This window comes from Methanothermobacter wolfeii (assembly GCF_025397995.1).
Classification (GTDB): domain Archaea; phylum Methanobacteriota; class Methanobacteria; order Methanobacteriales; family Methanothermobacteraceae; genus Methanothermobacter; species Methanothermobacter wolfei.
The window spans coordinates 64,570-79,197 of the sequence record NZ_CP104550.1 but is presented as its reverse complement, the minus strand read 5'-3'; the positions used below and the strand labels follow the sequence as shown (position 1 = coordinate 79,197).

Annotated in this window: 14 protein-coding genes and 1 tRNA gene; 3 read left to right on the top strand and 12 right to left on the bottom strand. The window is 49.5% G+C overall.

What is annotated here, in order from left to right:
• Positions 1 to 4: 4 nt before the first annotated feature.
• Entirely contained in the window at positions 5 to 238 is a 234-nt protein-coding gene (locus N5910_RS00435; RefSeq protein ID WP_315901938.1) for a class III signal peptide-containing protein, read from the top strand.
• Positions 239 to 280: 42 nt separating this feature from the next.
• Here N5910_RS00435 and N5910_RS00430 read toward each other — a convergent pair whose 3' ends face one another.
• Positions 281 to 844 carry a hypothetical protein gene (locus N5910_RS00430; RefSeq protein WP_074358270.1) on the bottom strand — a complete coding sequence of 188 codons (564 nt, stop codon included), beginning with the start codon at positions 842 to 844 and terminating at the stop codon, positions 281 to 283.
• A gap of 140 nt (positions 845 to 984) precedes the next feature.
• On the opposite strand from N5910_RS00430, the gene N5910_RS00425 reads away from it, so the two are divergent.
• Complete coding sequence (locus tag N5910_RS00425) at positions 985 to 1,365, top strand: DUF5518 domain-containing protein (protein WP_261599637.1); 381 nt, start codon at positions 985 to 987, stop codon at positions 1,363 to 1,365.
• Here the strand turns inward: N5910_RS00425 and N5910_RS00420 are convergent.
• The 9 genes from N5910_RS00420 to cfbD form a co-directional block, all read right to left on the bottom strand.
• Complete coding sequence (locus N5910_RS00420) at positions 1,360 to 1,776, bottom strand: DUF126 domain-containing protein (RefSeq protein ID WP_074359666.1); 417 nt, start codon at positions 1,774 to 1,776, stop codon at positions 1,360 to 1,362. The genes N5910_RS00425 and N5910_RS00420 overlap by 6 nt on opposite strands.
• Before the next feature lie 10 nt (positions 1,777 to 1,786).
• Positions 1,787 to 3,034 carry a tRNA pseudouridine(13) synthase TruD gene (truD, locus tag N5910_RS00415; protein WP_074358269.1) on the bottom strand — a complete coding sequence of 416 codons (1,248 nt, stop codon included), beginning with the start codon at positions 3,032 to 3,034 and terminating at the stop codon, positions 1,787 to 1,789.
• A gap of 74 nt (positions 3,035 to 3,108) precedes the next feature.
• Complete coding sequence (ftsA, locus tag N5910_RS00410) at positions 3,109 to 4,458, bottom strand: coenzyme F390 synthetase (RefSeq protein ID WP_074358268.1); 1,350 nt, start codon at positions 4,456 to 4,458, stop codon at positions 3,109 to 3,111.
• 167 nt (positions 4,459 to 4,625) lie between these two features.
• A tRNA-Arg gene (locus tag N5910_RS00405) sits at positions 4,626 to 4,697 on the bottom strand.
• An 86-nt stretch (positions 4,698 to 4,783) separates the two neighbouring features.
• Positions 4,784 to 5,167: a hypothetical protein gene (locus tag N5910_RS00400; RefSeq protein WP_074358267.1), complete on the bottom strand. Its 384-nt coding sequence runs from the start codon at positions 5,165 to 5,167 to the stop codon at positions 4,784 to 4,786.
• A gap of 35 nt (positions 5,168 to 5,202) precedes the next feature.
• Positions 5,203 to 6,561, bottom strand: a complete 1,359-nt coding sequence (locus N5910_RS00395; RefSeq protein ID WP_074358266.1) for an AIR synthase-related protein — start codon at positions 6,559 to 6,561, stop codon at positions 5,203 to 5,205.
• Positions 6,562 to 6,572: 11 nt separating this feature from the next.
• Positions 6,573 to 7,169, bottom strand: coding sequence for an imidazole glycerol phosphate synthase subunit HisH (gene hisH, locus N5910_RS00390; protein ID WP_074358265.1), 597 nt, complete (start codon positions 7,167 to 7,169; stop codon positions 6,573 to 6,575).
• A 58-nt stretch (positions 7,170 to 7,227) separates the two neighbouring features.
• Positions 7,228 to 8,232, bottom strand: a complete 1,005-nt coding sequence (locus tag N5910_RS00385) for a sugar phosphate nucleotidyltransferase (RefSeq protein WP_074358264.1) — start codon at positions 8,230 to 8,232, stop codon at positions 7,228 to 7,230.
• Between the two features lie 5 nt (positions 8,233 to 8,237).
• Positions 8,238 to 9,311 carry a Ni-sirohydrochlorin a,c-diamide reductive cyclase catalytic subunit gene (gene cfbD, locus N5910_RS00380; protein WP_074358263.1) on the bottom strand — a complete coding sequence of 358 codons (1,074 nt, stop codon included), beginning with the start codon at positions 9,309 to 9,311 and terminating at the stop codon, positions 8,238 to 8,240.
• Positions 9,312 to 9,489: 178 nt separating this feature from the next.
• Between cfbD and sfsA the strand changes: the two genes are divergently transcribed.
• Complete coding sequence (gene sfsA, locus N5910_RS00375) at positions 9,490 to 10,194, top strand: DNA/RNA nuclease SfsA (protein WP_074358262.1); 705 nt, start codon at positions 9,490 to 9,492, stop codon at positions 10,192 to 10,194.
• Between the two features lie 55 nt (positions 10,195 to 10,249).
• Here the strand turns inward: sfsA and N5910_RS00370 are convergent, their stop codons facing one another.
• Both N5910_RS00370 and N5910_RS00365 read right to left on the bottom strand, forming a co-directional pair.
• Positions 10,250 to 11,260 carry a potassium channel family protein gene (locus N5910_RS00370; protein WP_261599636.1) on the bottom strand — a complete coding sequence of 337 codons (1,011 nt, stop codon included), beginning with the start codon at positions 11,258 to 11,260 and terminating at the stop codon, positions 10,250 to 10,252.
• Between the two features lie 426 nt (positions 11,261 to 11,686).
• The gene (locus tag N5910_RS00365) at positions 11,687 to 14,419 is read right to left on the bottom strand and encodes a cation-translocating P-type ATPase (protein ID WP_315901949.1); all 2,733 of its coding nucleotides are present in this window, start codon (positions 14,417 to 14,419) and stop codon (positions 11,687 to 11,689) included.
• Positions 14,420 to 14,628 lie beyond the last annotated feature (209 nt).

The window sequence follows — 14,628 nt, the reverse complement described above, 5'->3', positions numbered from 1 at the left end:
CTTAATGATGACCATCCTTGATGATGATTGCGGGCAGGGCTCATCGGAGTACATACTGCTTTTCGGGGCGATAATAGTTGTTGCAATACTTGCCCTTGTGATTTACAGGTCCTATTTCCAGAAAAGCAGCCTTAATTCAGCACAGGACATGGAGAAGGTCCGTTCAAATACCGAAGACAGTGGTGATTCTCCTTCAGCTCCTCCTGTTAACAACACCACACCACCATCACTCCCATGATATCAAACTGATATGAATAATGATGGATAGGACCATTAACCATCAAGGTCCGCTAGTCCCCTCATCTGCGGACTCTCTGGCGCCATGTTTCTTGTTCAGTGCTAGGATTATCACTGAAAGGGTGGCTGATCCTGCTATGTTCATGGCAAGGTCCCTCATTGTATCCGAGTAGAGGGCCGCGGTTGGTTCATAGTAAAGGAGGTAGCCGATTAGCTCATATAAAAGGCAGATAACGATGGCGAGGCATGACAGAAAAAGGAACCTTTCATTCAAGTTTAATTTTTTAAGGGTCCCCCATGAGGCCACCGATATCACCGAGGCCACAGCAGCCCCTGCAAGGAAGTGTTCAGCAATATTAACCGCTAATGGATCAATAAACCCGATGGAAGCCCTTAGCAGAACTTCAATGACAGGATAGGTTACGGCTGTAATGTTAAATGCCTTCAGGTTTACCTCATCAGAGCACCTCTCGAGGCCCAGAATGTGAATCAGGATTATTACCAGGAACCCTGCTGAAAACTTGATTTTCAGGTTATCTGCAGGTGATGAAATAATAAAACCTGAAAACCATACCATCAGGAAGATCAGGAAAGTTTTTTTATCCATTAAAAACCCCGTATCCATTATCTGCCGGGTAGATGGACCATGATACTCCACATCATCAAGATGATGTTAAAGGTGCAGGGACCATCCTAACCCATATATCCTGAAAAGATATATATGATATTAAATATTACTGTTTCAATATGATTAACATGGAGATTGGATTCAGCTGGAAGGCCGTTGCATCCGGCGTGATACTTACAGGAGCCCTTGAACCAGTATTTAGATTTATTACTCCTGAAATTTCAGGTTTGATGTCAATAGTCGTTGCATCAATTGCCGGAGGGTATATAGCGGATGGTCATTACCTTAAAGGGGTATTTAATGGTGCTCTAATCGGAGCATCCGTGGGCATGATCAATATACTCCTTGTTTATATAAGAACATGGCAGATGAACACTTTCATAATCATGATACTCATCTATGCCCTTGCAGGTGATATAAGCCTCGGAATACTTGGGGGGACCGCTGGCAGCCTCCTGAGAACCCTTAACCCGCGGCTGAATATGGGGCGCCCCTCATGAAAACCTTATTATCCCCTTTTCTGCGTCAACCTCAACCTCCATGGATTCATGGAGGACCTCCATTATATCCTCCTCAGGCCTGTCAACCATGGGTATTCCCGCCATTATGGCGCCCGTTGCAATTATTGGCTCTGCATTCAGGCATATTATGGCTGCTGGGGCGGTTTCATTCTTTGCCATCTGGAATATCACATAGGACCCCACCGTGGACCCCCTGCCTCCTGGTATTACAAGGACCCGTCCCTTCATGCTCCTCCCGTGGAGCGGGTGTTTTGGGTCGGATACCCTGCCTGTTTCAGGGTCCACGCCTCCAAGGAAGCTTATGGGTTCATCTGATATCATCACATGGCCCCTTCCTGTTCCCCTTGAAATAATCCTGCATTTAACCTCCACGAAATCATCTCCATACATCTTCATGGTGCTATGCAGCGTCCACCTTCATTATCTCCCTGAGTACAGAGGTTGCATAGCACCCCTTAGGTATTGAAAATTCCACAGTGATCCCATCAGGGCCCTCTGATGCAGAGGCATCCCAAAGTCTGAAGCGTATGGCCCTCCTCATTCCATGGCTTCCAAGGCCCCTCATCCTCCTGCATTCAAAGTCCCCGGCTGAAACACCTTCCTCCTCAAGTATCCGGCGTTCAATTTCACCGGGTCTGCCGGATGCAAGGGGTACCTTGCTGCCATAGAGGGGGGCTGTTGGATGGGCCTCGAAGTTGAGGATCATCTCCTCGAGTTCCCCGGGATCCGCATCATGTATTATGTGCTGTTCATTATCAATAACGATATCCCCTGGCACGTACCGGTTTATCCCGAGGGGAAGCCTTTCACTCACGGCCCTGTTAAAGAGGTAGGACTGGTATGCATGTACGAATATCCTCTTAAGGGGCTTGGGGAGGACCTGTATGGCCTTTATATATGATTCCTCTGTAATACCATCCCTCCTGAGGTCCCTTAAGATTGGCTGCAGCATCATCCGCTCATACCTCATTGATGGGGGCATCGCTTCAAGGGCGGCCTCAATATCACCCTCATCATAGAGCTTCCTTGCCCTGAAGACACCTTCAGGTTCCCCCTCAATGGGATTGCCTATATATGCATCGACAGCCCCCTTCACGTCATCATTGACAAGGGCCCTTCCAACAAGGTGCGTCGTTGTCCTTGGGCTTCCGAACCTCTGCCATCCATAATAGTTTGGAACTCCCTTCTCAGAGAGTTCCTCAAGGACCCTGATGGTTGACTCAAGGGGGTCATCGGTTTCAGGGTCCCTTATCAGTATCCTGAACCTGTTACCTAGAAGCTGGCCCATCCGGAGTTTCTTTTCGTTCCTGGTAACCCTGATGAACCTCACGTTTCTTATCCTGTCCTCTATCCTCCTTACATCTTCGGGTTCTGTGTTGCTGACACATATCCACTGCCTTGTAACCGCCCTCTTATCCTTCATCCCTGCAAATCCCATCCTCCTCCTGTCAAGGTGAAGCTCCCTTGCAATGTCCAGTAGCACATCGAGGGTTGTCCTGCCCTCCTTCTCTATCCATATCCATGTGTTTGGTCCGCTTCCAGTTGGCTCCTGTAGGGGTATCTCCTCGACATAAAAGTCCCTGTTATGGACCCGTATTCTTCCACCTGTTCCTTTCACTGATGTGAGGTAAGTCTCTGCATTAAGCATTATATTTCCCCTGAATAGATTATCGGGGCCTTGTTCATGAACTGGCCCCTCAGATCAGTGCCCTGATCATGCATTCATCTTCTATCAACAATACGTTTCGGTCTTCCCTTTATCCTGTAGAATTCCAGTTCACCGGGACCTGTGAAGTTGAATATTATCTCAAAGAGGCCATCATTGTAGGCCTCCAATAGTTCCTTCTTATATTTGAAGAAGGCTCCTATAAAGTTCTCCCTTACAGTTTCACGGGCACAATTTTCAGGGTCCTCGCATTCAAGCGACACCCTCATTGTAACCTTTCCTTCGTCCTCATCACCGTAGAGGAACGCCTCATATTCACCTGTAAGGTAATCCATGTTCTCCCTCTGGAAGACAGCCGCCTCCACATCAACCCTGTTAAAGGGGTGTCCGGCCACCCAGAAGGTCTCCGCCTCCCTTTCAGGGTTCATTATCCTCATGTGGGTCCTGCCGCATCTGCACTTCTCCCTTGAGAGTACAACCGTGGTGTCCTCTGTATCATAATTCAGGAGCAGTGTGCCGGTCTTTTCACCGACAGGGAGGAGCGTTGTGAGTACTATCCTTCCGCATTCACCATCATCAACAAAGTCCCTCATTGTGGGGTCATAGACATCCAGATGCACCAGGTCCTCAGGGACATGGAGGCCCTCCCTGAAGCTGCACTCCCCGCACATGGTGCCCTCGGTGCTTCCATAGGTATTGTAGACCTCAACACCCCATACCTCCTCGGTGTATGATCTTGACTCCGGTGCAAAGCTCTCACCACCCACAACGAGCCTCTCTATGCTTGACTCCTGCGGGTCAAGTCCCCGTTCCTTCATCCTCCTTGCAAGCCTTAAAAGTTTGAATATGCTTGCAACTATCCCTGTGGGCCTGTAGCTCTCTATTATCCTCACAGGGAACGTGCATTTGCCTTCGGGTATTATTGTCATCCCGATTTTATGGGCTGCCAGCGTCATGGTGTTGGCACCCACATTCATGCCATAGGATGCGCAGACAACGACCCTGTCACCCTCACCGAAGCCCTGTGACACGAATGACCTTGCATACTTCTCAGCATACCTGTTCCAGTCATCCCATGTCAGGAAGAAGGCCTTGGGCCTCCCGCTGGTGCCGCTTGTCTCATGGATAGTGAATATATCCTCCCATGGTAAGCATTTAAATTCAAAGTCCCTGGTCTCGGGTGGCTGGTTCTCCCTGATGGTTTCGCCGGTTATTATCGGGAGCTCACGGAGGTCATCATGGGTTCTTATATCAGAAGGTTTTATCCCCCTTCTACCGAACCATTTCCTGTAGAATGGAGAGTTCTCATAGGCATATTTAACCGTGTACCTTATCCTCTCCTCCACAAGGGCGTCAAGGTCCTCCCTCTCCATTGTCTCAATATCCTCATTGAAGTATCTCCCCATTACAATCACCCCATCAAATCTTGTATTTAATGATATGTCCGTCGAGGATAAAGTAGGTTACCGGTATCATGTTATGCTTTATTTTTCTCAAAAATTTGCAGTGCACCGAGAGTTGAGACTCAGGACGGAGCGATATCTGACAAGCAAAATGGTTCTTATAAATAGAGTGCCCTGACCGGGACTTGAACCCGGGTAATAGGATCCGCAGTCCTACGTGATATCCGCTACACTATCAGGGCAAGAATGAGTTCATGGACGGTTATGGTTCACATCTTAAATGTTTTTCCATTCCAGTATTTAAATTTTTAGAGAGACTCCCTGCGGTCTAGCTCCTCCACACATAGAGCCTAAAGGTCAGGTCCCCCCTGTTTCTTACCGCAACATCAAGGTCATCCTCACCCCCCATTTCATCATTGGAGGCCACAGTCACCTCACCCGAGCCGTTGTCCATGGTTAAATTGTACTTCATTCCAGTGAGGGTCTCATTTAGAAACTCTGATGCCGCCCCAGGGTCACCTGACTCTGCGAGTTCATCGAGAATGCTGCGGTCCTCTGGATAGGTTGCCACGGTGTCAAGGACATCCCCGGCCCCATGGTTTATCCCCTGGATGGGTGTGGGGGCTGTGCCCATGAAGGAAGCCGCCATGAGAAAAACCACCGTAAGGGCGAGTACAGCGTCAAGGGTTGATATGTAGCCATGCTCATCCATACCTATCCCCCATGAGTTTCTGTTTGCAGCAAAGTCTATCTGTCCCTTATCATCTGAACAACCATATCCTTCTTCTCTATGGCCCTCCTTGCTGCCTCCTCAACCATCCTCTTCATCTCATCAAAGTCCTCAGGGGTTTTATCCCCCACCATCTTCTTTATCTGTGTGTAGGCCGCCTCCCTGAATAGGGGTCTTAGCTCCTCGGCTGAACCGTCCCTGTTAAGCAGGGGGATGCCTGAATCCGTGACCACCCCTATCTCAGCCACGTCAACACCAGCCCCCCTTACAGCAGCCATTGCCTTATCTGCAATATCTTCAGGGGCTATTATCATCAGCGAGTCGATTGAAACACCCAGGGGGTCTATTTCAAGGTCCTCAAGCATCTCAAGGACCCTTGGGTTTATCATGGACCGTATTGCCTCGGCATCGAATTTAAGGCCCATCCCTGTGGTTGATGAGATCTCATGGGCATCACCCCTGAGTCCCCCGTTTGTTACATCGGTCATTGCATGGATATCCCCCAGGATACCCGCATCCATTATGGCCTCAGATGCCCTTATGAAGTTAACATCAAGGGTCTCCCATACAACATCGAAGAGGCCGTGGTAGATTGCCGTTGTTGTTATGGTGCCGCCGCCTGATCCCTCGGTGAGGAGTATGACGTCACCTGCCTCGGCCCTCTTCCTTGCAGTGGGCGGTGTCTCTGAGAAGCCTATGGCACCAACCGCACTGACCAGCCTGTCGCCGAGGACCATGTCACCTCCAACCCTCAGTGTGCTCCCGGCAACCACCGGCACCCCCACGAGTTCGGAGACCGCTGAGACTCCGGCCGTGAAGTCAAAGAGTTTCCCCACGTCACCATCATCTGCAAGGTGGAGGTCGCTTAGAAGGGCGAGGGGCCGGGAGCCCATGACACACACATCCCTGAGGGCCGCCCTGGTGACGTGGAACCCTCCTAGGAAGGGGTACTCGCTGAGCCTGGAGTGTATCCCGTCCACCGCCGTTGTTATGTAGACCTCACTGCTTCCTGCGGATGTTTTAACAACACCACCATCATCCTGGGCGGAGGGGTTTATGAAGGCCGATGTCCCTGTGCTTGACACTATTTCGGCGATTTTCCTGTGGACAAAGAAGTCTCCCTCACCCCTGGATCCCACACCCATCTCTCCCATGGCAACCCCTGCAGATGGGTAGGATACTATTTCCCTGAGTGTTTCATCGACCCCTTCAAGTTCAAGCGTCTTTTTAACCTCATAAACAACTGCTTCGGCCATTTTCATGGAGGTTTCAATGTCAATATCCTTCAACTCCATTATCCTCTCTGACAGGACCCTTTTAACCGATTCCTCATCCATTGACTCAATGTTGCGCCTTACAAATCCTTCTATATCCATTCAATCCCCTTTTAAGCCTTTATTATCCCTGTAAAGTTTCTCAGGATATCCAGTCCCGCCTCTCCACTCTTCTCAGGGTGGAACTGTGTGGCGTGGATGTTGTCCTTCTCGATGACCGCGGTCATTTCAATACCATAATCCGTTGTTGCGGAAACCACATCCCCCTCTGGTTCTGCATGGTAGGAGTGGACAAAGTAGAAGTACTCATCATCCACCCCATCAAGGAGTTGAGAGTCCCTCTTTATTATAAGCTGGTTCCAGCCCATATGGGGCACCTTGTTCCCTGGGGGTATCCTTAAAACCCTGCCTGGTACAAGGCCGAGGCCCCTGACACCGGGTGATTCCTGACTCTCATCAAGGAGGACCTGGAGGCCAAGGCAGATCCCAAGGAATGGTTTGCCCTCACCTATATTTTCAAGTATGGTTTCCCTTGACTCCTCAAGTTTTTCCATTGCACTTCCAAAGGCCCCTACACCTGGAAGGACGATTGCATCTGCTTCATCCATGGTTTTGCTGCTGGATGTTACCAGTGCATCGGCACCTATGCGTCTGAATGCGTTGCTTATGCTCCTTAGATTTCCGCTCCCGTAGTCTATGATGGCTATCAATGCATTCACCCTTCTTTCATGTGATTAACTTTATGAACTCCCCCATCATTCCAGGAACTCACCTTGTATAGTAATCCGTGACCCTCACAGTGTCATCCGGGTGGGGTGTTGAGACCTCATGGAGCACCGTGTTCTCCATTGCAACGATGGAGTGCCTTTCACCCGGTTCAATCCTGACAGTGTCGTTCTTGCTGAAGTACTCCTTCCTGTCCTCAAATTCTATGTAACCTGAACCTGATATTATGTACATTGTCTCATCCTTCTCCTCATGATAATGAAAGGATGTACGGTACCCCTCCCTTATGAAGAGCTCCTTTGTAAGGTACTTCTCGGTGTTTATAAGTATCTTCTCATAGCCCCATGGCTTGTCTTCCCTGTTATGGTATTCCTTCCTTATCTCCTCAAGCTCCTTTGATGTGTCGATGGCCATCCAGAAGAGTCCGTCCTCCTTATAGTAGCCGAGCTTGTTCTCCTTGGCCATCAGCGGGAAGAGTGTTTTTTCAATGTCACCTGATTCAAAGTCCCCGAAGTCAAGGCTGCCCTTTGAGAAGTAGACCCCTGCGTTGATGTAATAGTCGAGAACGGGCTTCTCCCGGAAGTTAACTATCTTATCACCGCTGACCTCCACTATACCGTAGGGTGACTGCATCCTTGTTATGAACATTGTGAGGAGGTAGTCGGAGATTTCGCCAAGGTGTATCATCTTCTTTATGTTCAGGTCGGCCACAACGTCCCCGTTCCTTATCACGCACTGCTTATCACCATCAATGACCTCCATCCCCATCCTTATGGCGTTCAGGGTGCCCAGGGGTTTCTCCTCCCTCACATATTCTATCTGAAGCCCCTTGTACTCATCACCATACCTTTCCTCTATTTTTTCCCCCAGGAACCCTGTAAGGAGGTAAACCCTATTTATCCCGGCATTTTTAAGGTCAAATAACTGTTTATCCAGTATGGTGTAGCCCTCCTTGATTTCGATGAGGGGCTTTGGTATCTTCTCGGTCAGAGGCCTCAGCCTCTTACCGAAGCCTCCACACAGTATCATTCCAACAGTTTCAGCCAATGATATCACCTTTCCATTTTTCTTCTAAGTGCATCTCCAAAGTCAGATTCAACAATTGAGTCCTGTCCAAGGGTCCTTGAGTGGGCGTCCAGTTCAGCGACCACGAAGGTGTAGCCGAGCCTCCTGAGGGGCTCCACCAGGCGGGGTCCATCCGTAACCGCTACAGAGGTGAGTTCAAGTTCCTCAACAGGGAGGGCGTGTGGAACACCAGATACGACCGCAAATTCTACTGCCTCCTCACTCAGGATTTCAGCAGCCCTCCCCCCGGTTACAGGATACTCATCAAGACCACCTGTTACATGGTCCACCCTGTTACCGGCCGCCTCTATCTCTGAGAGGATGTTCTCTGCGTGTCTGCGTATCCTTGGAAGACCCGTCTTTACGTCAAGGTTTGCGATTATAAGCGGTGGATTATCCGGGTTCACTGCCCTAAAGGGCAGCCTCAGTAAATCAGCAAAGAGATAGGATGTCTCCTTCTTTGCATTGAGGACAAGGGCAACCCTCTTACCATCCCTTAGGGCATCAATGAGTTCAGCTGCCACCATGTCCTTATCATCACCGTAGGATGGCCTTATATATTCTCCCTGGGCCATCCCCCTTGTCTTCTCAATCTCGGTGGCGAGTTTAAGCATTCTTATCTGCCTCTCAGCCTCCTCCCCTGAGATTATACCCTGCTCTGCAGCGGCTTCAAGGACTATTATGGCCCCCTCGGTGTTATCCCCTTCACCAAATCCTCCATGGGACTCAACCGTGAGGACCCTTGAGGGTATATCTGCCCTCTGGACAGCCTCCCTGAGATCCTCCCCTATTATCATGCTTGCGCAGGTACCCACCACCCCAACAAGGTCCGGTGAGAACATCTCATAGGCCTTCTTAAGGGTCTCTGTTAGTTTATCTGTTGCTCCGAAGATGAAATCCTGTTCAGACATGGCGGTTGTTAGTACCCTGACCCCATCGGTTTCAAGGAGTCGGCCTGTCCTGAAACAGCAACCGTGGGGGCCGTGAAGGATTATGACATCAGCATCAAGGTCTCTGAGGGTGTACAGTGATGCTGCTATTGGACTGGGTCTTGGATGCAAGTTCTCTCACCTCATCATTAATATCCATGGAATTACCGTCCCATAGAGACACGGATGTCCTTGATTTAATCATGTACCACATGATGATGGCTCCTATCCACTCATCACAGGCAATGGTTCATATCCATGGAATGATTAATATTCCTTTAGATATTCACATTATATAAGGGTGGCTGCAGTGAAGATTGATAACATCATATGCGGGGTGTACATTGACAGGCCAAACAGGTTCACCATGGTGGTGGATGTTGATGGAGAGAAGAAACTGGCACACCTCAGGGATCCTGGCAGGTTGAAGGAACTCCTCATCCCTGGAAGGGAAGTATTGCTCAAGAAGGCCGATGGTGGGGGTCGGAAGACTGAATTTGATGTTATAGCAGTTAGAAGGTGTCATGGGTGGGTCCTTATAAACTCGGGTTTTCACAGCGACCTTGCCGCTGAAATAATAAACTCCGGACTTGTGGAGGAACTCGAGGGTTTCCGGATAGAGAGGAGGGAGTTCAGTTTCGGTGAAAGCCGCCTTGATTTTCTCCTATCCAACGGAAAGCCCATGCTCCTTGAGGTGAAGGGCTGCACCCTCGTGGTTGATGGCCTTGCACTCTTTCCTGATGCACCCACAGAGAGGGGCCGGAGGCATGTCATGGAACTGGCGGATGCCCTTGATGATGGGTACATGGGTGCCGTCCTCTTCCTTGTCTTTGGTGAAGATGCACGTGTATTCTCACCCAACGTTGATATGGATCCTGATTTTGCATCCGCACTGCGAGAGGCATATGAGAGGGGTGTTATGGTCATGGCCTACAGTTTCAGGACAATCTATGATGGATCCGTGAGGGTGGAGCCCCTTGGAAGGATAAGGGTGGAAATCCCAAAAATTCAATAGCCATCCATACATACTCTGAACTTCCCTATTTCAAAGGAAACCCAAACCCCACAAATCATCCCCCCATATAATCTCTGAACTTCTCTATTTCATCCTCCTTTCCCGCGGCAAGGATCACGTCCCCTGCTTTGAATCTGTAATCCCTTGGAGGGTCTATTATGAGTTCATCTCCATGTCCAACACCCAGGACTATGACCCCTGTTCTTTCATGGATATCTGAATCAAGTACCGAAAGGCCCTGGAGACTGCTGCCCTCCCTGACAGGAAGCTCAACCATGCGCCTTGTTGATCCCTCTGCAAGCACATCCTGTACAAACATGGCCTCATATCCATCATCTATACTCCTTGACATGAGGCGTCCAGAGATCACAAAGGGAGATATTACCTGGTCAGCTCCAGCCATCCTTATCTGCTCAATGTTCTCATACCTTTCAGCCTCTGCAATGACCCTTACTTTCCTGTCAATTTTCCTTATTCCCAGTATGCAGTGGATTGTCTCTGAATCCGACTCCATGTCAACTATAACTGCCCTGGCACCCCGTACATTGGCCTTCTCAAGATCAGAAATCCTTGTTGGGTCTCCATGGACAAAGTTTGCCCCATTCTTAAGTACCGTCTTTCTCACAGCCTCATCCTCTGCAATAACAAACACTTCGCCTCCGCTCAGTTCACGGAGACACTCCAGTGTACTTTCACTCCAGCCACATATAACCACATGTTTAGATTTAACCACGTCTATCAGCCCCATTAAACGCATCTGCTGCCTCTTTATAATGAATTCGAGTAATGTTTCAACTGCAAGGGCAAAGGTGCCTATGCCGAGAACTATCAGGGTTACGGTGAAGTACATACCTGCTGCAGTTGATGGGCTGTAGTCACCGTATCCAACAGTCCCTATTGTAACAAGGGTCCAGTAAAAGGAAACCGTCCATGACTGTCCCTCTATAAAATGGAATCCGACCGTGCCGTAGGTTATAACCGCAAGAACCAGGACAAAAACCCTTGTTGCGGGAAGCTTTACGACCTGAGGCAGATGTTTTCTGATTATCTCAAATATAAGCGCCATACCATAACCCATTTAATCTTTTTTTCTTCTGAGGATGCAAAAGAGGATCATGACCGCCGCGGCCGCAGTCACTGCAGCCACGTCCGGCCAATCATCCATTCATCATCAAAGCCATGTAAACTCAATGATGATCCCCCTTAAGACGCCTCCCGAACCCCTGAACTTTGAGTTCCACCCAGATGTGGGGCCATGCATGGTTCACAGAACACCGGTCCGGTTAAACCAGTTAAGATCGGTTGGATATTCAAAATCATCATGATGCACCTCCATCAATTATACATGGACCTCTGGAGAATTTAAAGGAATCATCCACCGTTAAAGGCGGCCTCGGTTCCCTATATGATCAGCATTAAACATCGCCTCCGGCTCAAGTGTGGACTCATAGTTACCTGCAGTGGGTGTGGATTCCAGGAGACTGATCCCCCCTCAATTATGATCCGCCCATACACCCATAACCACCTTTCTCAGTTCATCGGTGAGGAAGACCACCGGGGCGAAGAGTATCAGCAATAGCCATTCAGCCGGTCCGAGGGGGAGGGTCCCGAATATCCCCTGCAGGAGCGGTATGTATATTATCGAAAGCATCACGGTCAGGGCGAACACCATCCCCCATATTATCCAACGGTTCCTGAATAACCCCATCCTGATTGCAGGTGAACGCATGGTCTGTGATGAAAGGAGATTCCCCACCTGTGAGAGGACAATACCTGCAAATACCACGGTTGTCGCCCTCATATAGAGTGGATCTGTGAAGGAGAGATGCTGTCCCTGAGTCCAGCCCCCGCTCCAGAGGACCATGAAGTAGGCTGCCATCACAAGGGCCGCCTCAATTGATCCCGTGAAAAGGTAGCCCCTCAGGATAACCCCACGGTTCAGGAGCCTCTCTGATGGAGGCCTCGGGGGCCTCTTCATCACATCCTCCTCTGGAGGGGATCTTCCAAGGGCCAGGGCAGGGAGGGTGTCTGTCCCAAGATCTATTGCAAGTATCTGCATCACGGTAATGGGGAGCGGTATTCCAAAGAGCACCATCAGGATGAAGGGGACTATCTCAGCTGTTTCATGTGAGAAGATGTAGGTTATGAACTTCCTTATGTTCTCATAAACCGTCCTCCCCTCCCTTATGGCGGTAACTATACTTGCAAAGTTGTCATCAGCCAGGACTATATCGGCTGCCTCCTTTGCAACATCGGTGCCGCTCCCCATGGCAACGCCTATATCTGCCTTTCTGAGTGCAGGGGCATCGTTAACACCGTCCCCTGTCATTGCAACGATTTCATCCTCGTCCTCAAGTACAGATGCTATTCTCATCTTATGTTCAGGGACTGCCCTTGCAAATATCAGGTTCCTGTCGGTTGCGAGGATCTCCTTAAGTTCCCTGTCACTGAGTTCTTCAAGGTCACTGCCCCTGATTATGGTGCACTCCCCCTCAACTATCCCCAGTTCCCTAGCTATTGCCTCTGCAGTTAACCCATAGTCCCCTGTGATCATGATAATCCTTATACCGGCCATTTTACATTGGATGACCGCCTCCCCGACACCGTCTCTTGGAGGATCATACATTGCAGCCATCCCCACAAGTACAAGGTCCCTCTCCACCTCCTCAGGGGTGTAGGATTCAAGGTCCTCTGGAAGTTCACGGTAGGCGAATGCAAGTACCCTCAATCCCCTGGAGGCCACCTCATCATGTATCCTGTTTATCCTCTCCCTTTCAGCATCATCCAGTGCTCTGACCTTTCCATCAACTGATATCCATTTTGAGAGGCGTATTATCTTCCTGGGCGCTCCCTTAACATAGGCCACCCTTCCATCTCCTGCTTCATGTATGGAGCTCATCGACTTCCTGGTGGAATCAAAGGGTAGTTCCGTTATCCTCGGCATCCTTTTAAGTTCAGCCTCCCTGTCAAACCCTATCTTCTCTGCTGCGACAAGGAGGGCGCCCTCTGTTGGGTCCCCGGTAACCCTCCATCCCTCATGGTCATGGACGAGTTCTGAATCATTGCAGAATGAAGCTGCTCTGAAAAGAAGTTTTATCTCCCTTATATCCCTGTGGCTGACGGGTTTTCCCCTGTGGAGGAATTCGCCCTCAGGCGTGTAACCTGACCCTGTTACTTCAACTGTCTTATATGGAACCCATATCTTTCTGACGGTCATCTCGCCCCTTGTAAGTGTCCCCGTTTTATCCGTGCAGATTATTGTTGTTGAACCAAGGGTTTCAACACTTGATAGCCTCTTTACAAGGGCGTTCTGCCGGGCCATCTTCCTTGCAGATGCTGCAAGGGCCAGTGTCACGCTGGGGAGAAGTCCTTCGGGTACATTTGCAACCATGAGTCCAATGGCAAATATCAGGGCCATGTAGATTGGAAGTTTAACAATGTAGATGTTGACTGCGAGAAGTGTTAACCCAAGGAGAACCGCTATTATGCTTATTATCCTTGCAGCGTGGGATATCTGCATCTGAAGCGGGCTGGGTTCCTCCTTCAGCTCCTGCGTCATGGAAGCTATCCTGCTGAACTCTGTTTTCCCGGCTGTTGCAAAAACAATTGCCCTTCCCGTGCCTGAAGTCACCTGTGTACCTGCAAAGACTATATTATCTGCTTCGATATAGTTCCTGACTTTCCTTATCCTATGTGAAACCTTTCTTACCGGCTTTGATTCCCCTGTGAGTGTGGATGCATCCACCTTGAGTTCATGGGCCTCCACGATCCTTGCATCGGCGGGTACGATGTCCCCCTCCTTAAGGAGGATCAGGTCCCCGGGGACCAGTTCATGGGCAGGGATTTCAGTTTCAGAGCCGTCCCTTATAACCGTCGCCATCACAGGGAGTATCCTTTTAAGGGCCTCTGTTGCCTTTTCAGCCTCATACTCCTGCCAGAAACTGAAGATGGCATTTATGAGTATCACAGAGATTATGGCCGCTCCCAGCTGATAACTGCCTATGAGAAATGAAAGTGCACCAGCAATCCAGAGGAGAACTGCGAGTACATTGTAGAGATTTTCTGCGAAAAGGAGAATTAATGGTTTCCTCTTTATCTCCTGGATTCTGTTAGGTCCGTATTTATCAAGCCGTGCCTCGGCCTCGGCTACTGTGAGTCCTGAATCCAATGTTCCAAGTCTCCTGAATACCTCCCCTTCATCAAGTTCATGAATATCCATCATCATATCCAAAGGAACCCCTGCAGGCTGGGAAGCTCCTGCATCAGATATCCATTACATCCATAGACCATCACGGGAGTCGCCGGCAGAAGTCCCAGATCAGATATCCATCATCAAAGCCATGGCCCTCAAGTATCATGAAATTCATGAATATCCAGTCACCGGCAAGGATCACTGCCCAGTGATTTACACTTGAAATCCACCACTCACTGTAT

Excerpts from the sequence above, each read along its gene's own strand:
- N5910_RS00435 (WP_315901938.1), top strand. The coding sequence starts at position 5 with ATGATGACCATCCTTGATGATGATTGCGGGCAGGGCTCATCGGAGTAC.
- N5910_RS00430 (WP_074358270.1), bottom strand. The coding sequence starts at position 844 with ATGGATAAAAAAACTTTCCTGATCTTCCTGATGGTATGGTTTTCAGGT.
- N5910_RS00425 (WP_261599637.1), top strand. The coding sequence starts at position 985 with ATGATTAACATGGAGATTGGATTCAGCTGGAAGGCCGTTGCATCCGGC.
- N5910_RS00420 (WP_074359666.1), bottom strand. The coding sequence starts at position 1,776 with ATGTATGGAGATGATTTCGTGGAGGTTAAATGCAGGATTATTTCAAGG.
- truD (WP_074358269.1), bottom strand. The coding sequence starts at position 3,034 with ATGCTTAATGCAGAGACTTACCTCACATCAGTGAAAGGAACAGGTGGA.
- ftsA (WP_074358268.1), bottom strand. The coding sequence starts at position 4,458 with ATGGGGAGATACTTCAATGAGGATATTGAGACAATGGAGAGGGAGGAC.
- N5910_RS00400 (WP_074358267.1), bottom strand. The coding sequence starts at position 5,167 with ATGGATGAGCATGGCTACATATCAACCCTTGACGCTGTACTCGCCCTT.
- N5910_RS00395 (WP_074358266.1), bottom strand. The coding sequence starts at position 6,561 with ATGGATATAGAAGGATTTGTAAGGCGCAACATTGAGTCAATGGATGAG.
- N5910_RS00370 (WP_261599636.1), bottom strand. The coding sequence starts at position 11,260 with ATGGCGCTTATATTTGAGATAATCAGAAAACATCTGCCTCAGGTCGTA.
- N5910_RS00365 (WP_315901949.1), bottom strand. The coding sequence starts at position 14,419 with ATGATGATGGATATTCATGAACTTGATGAAGGGGAGGTATTCAGGAGA.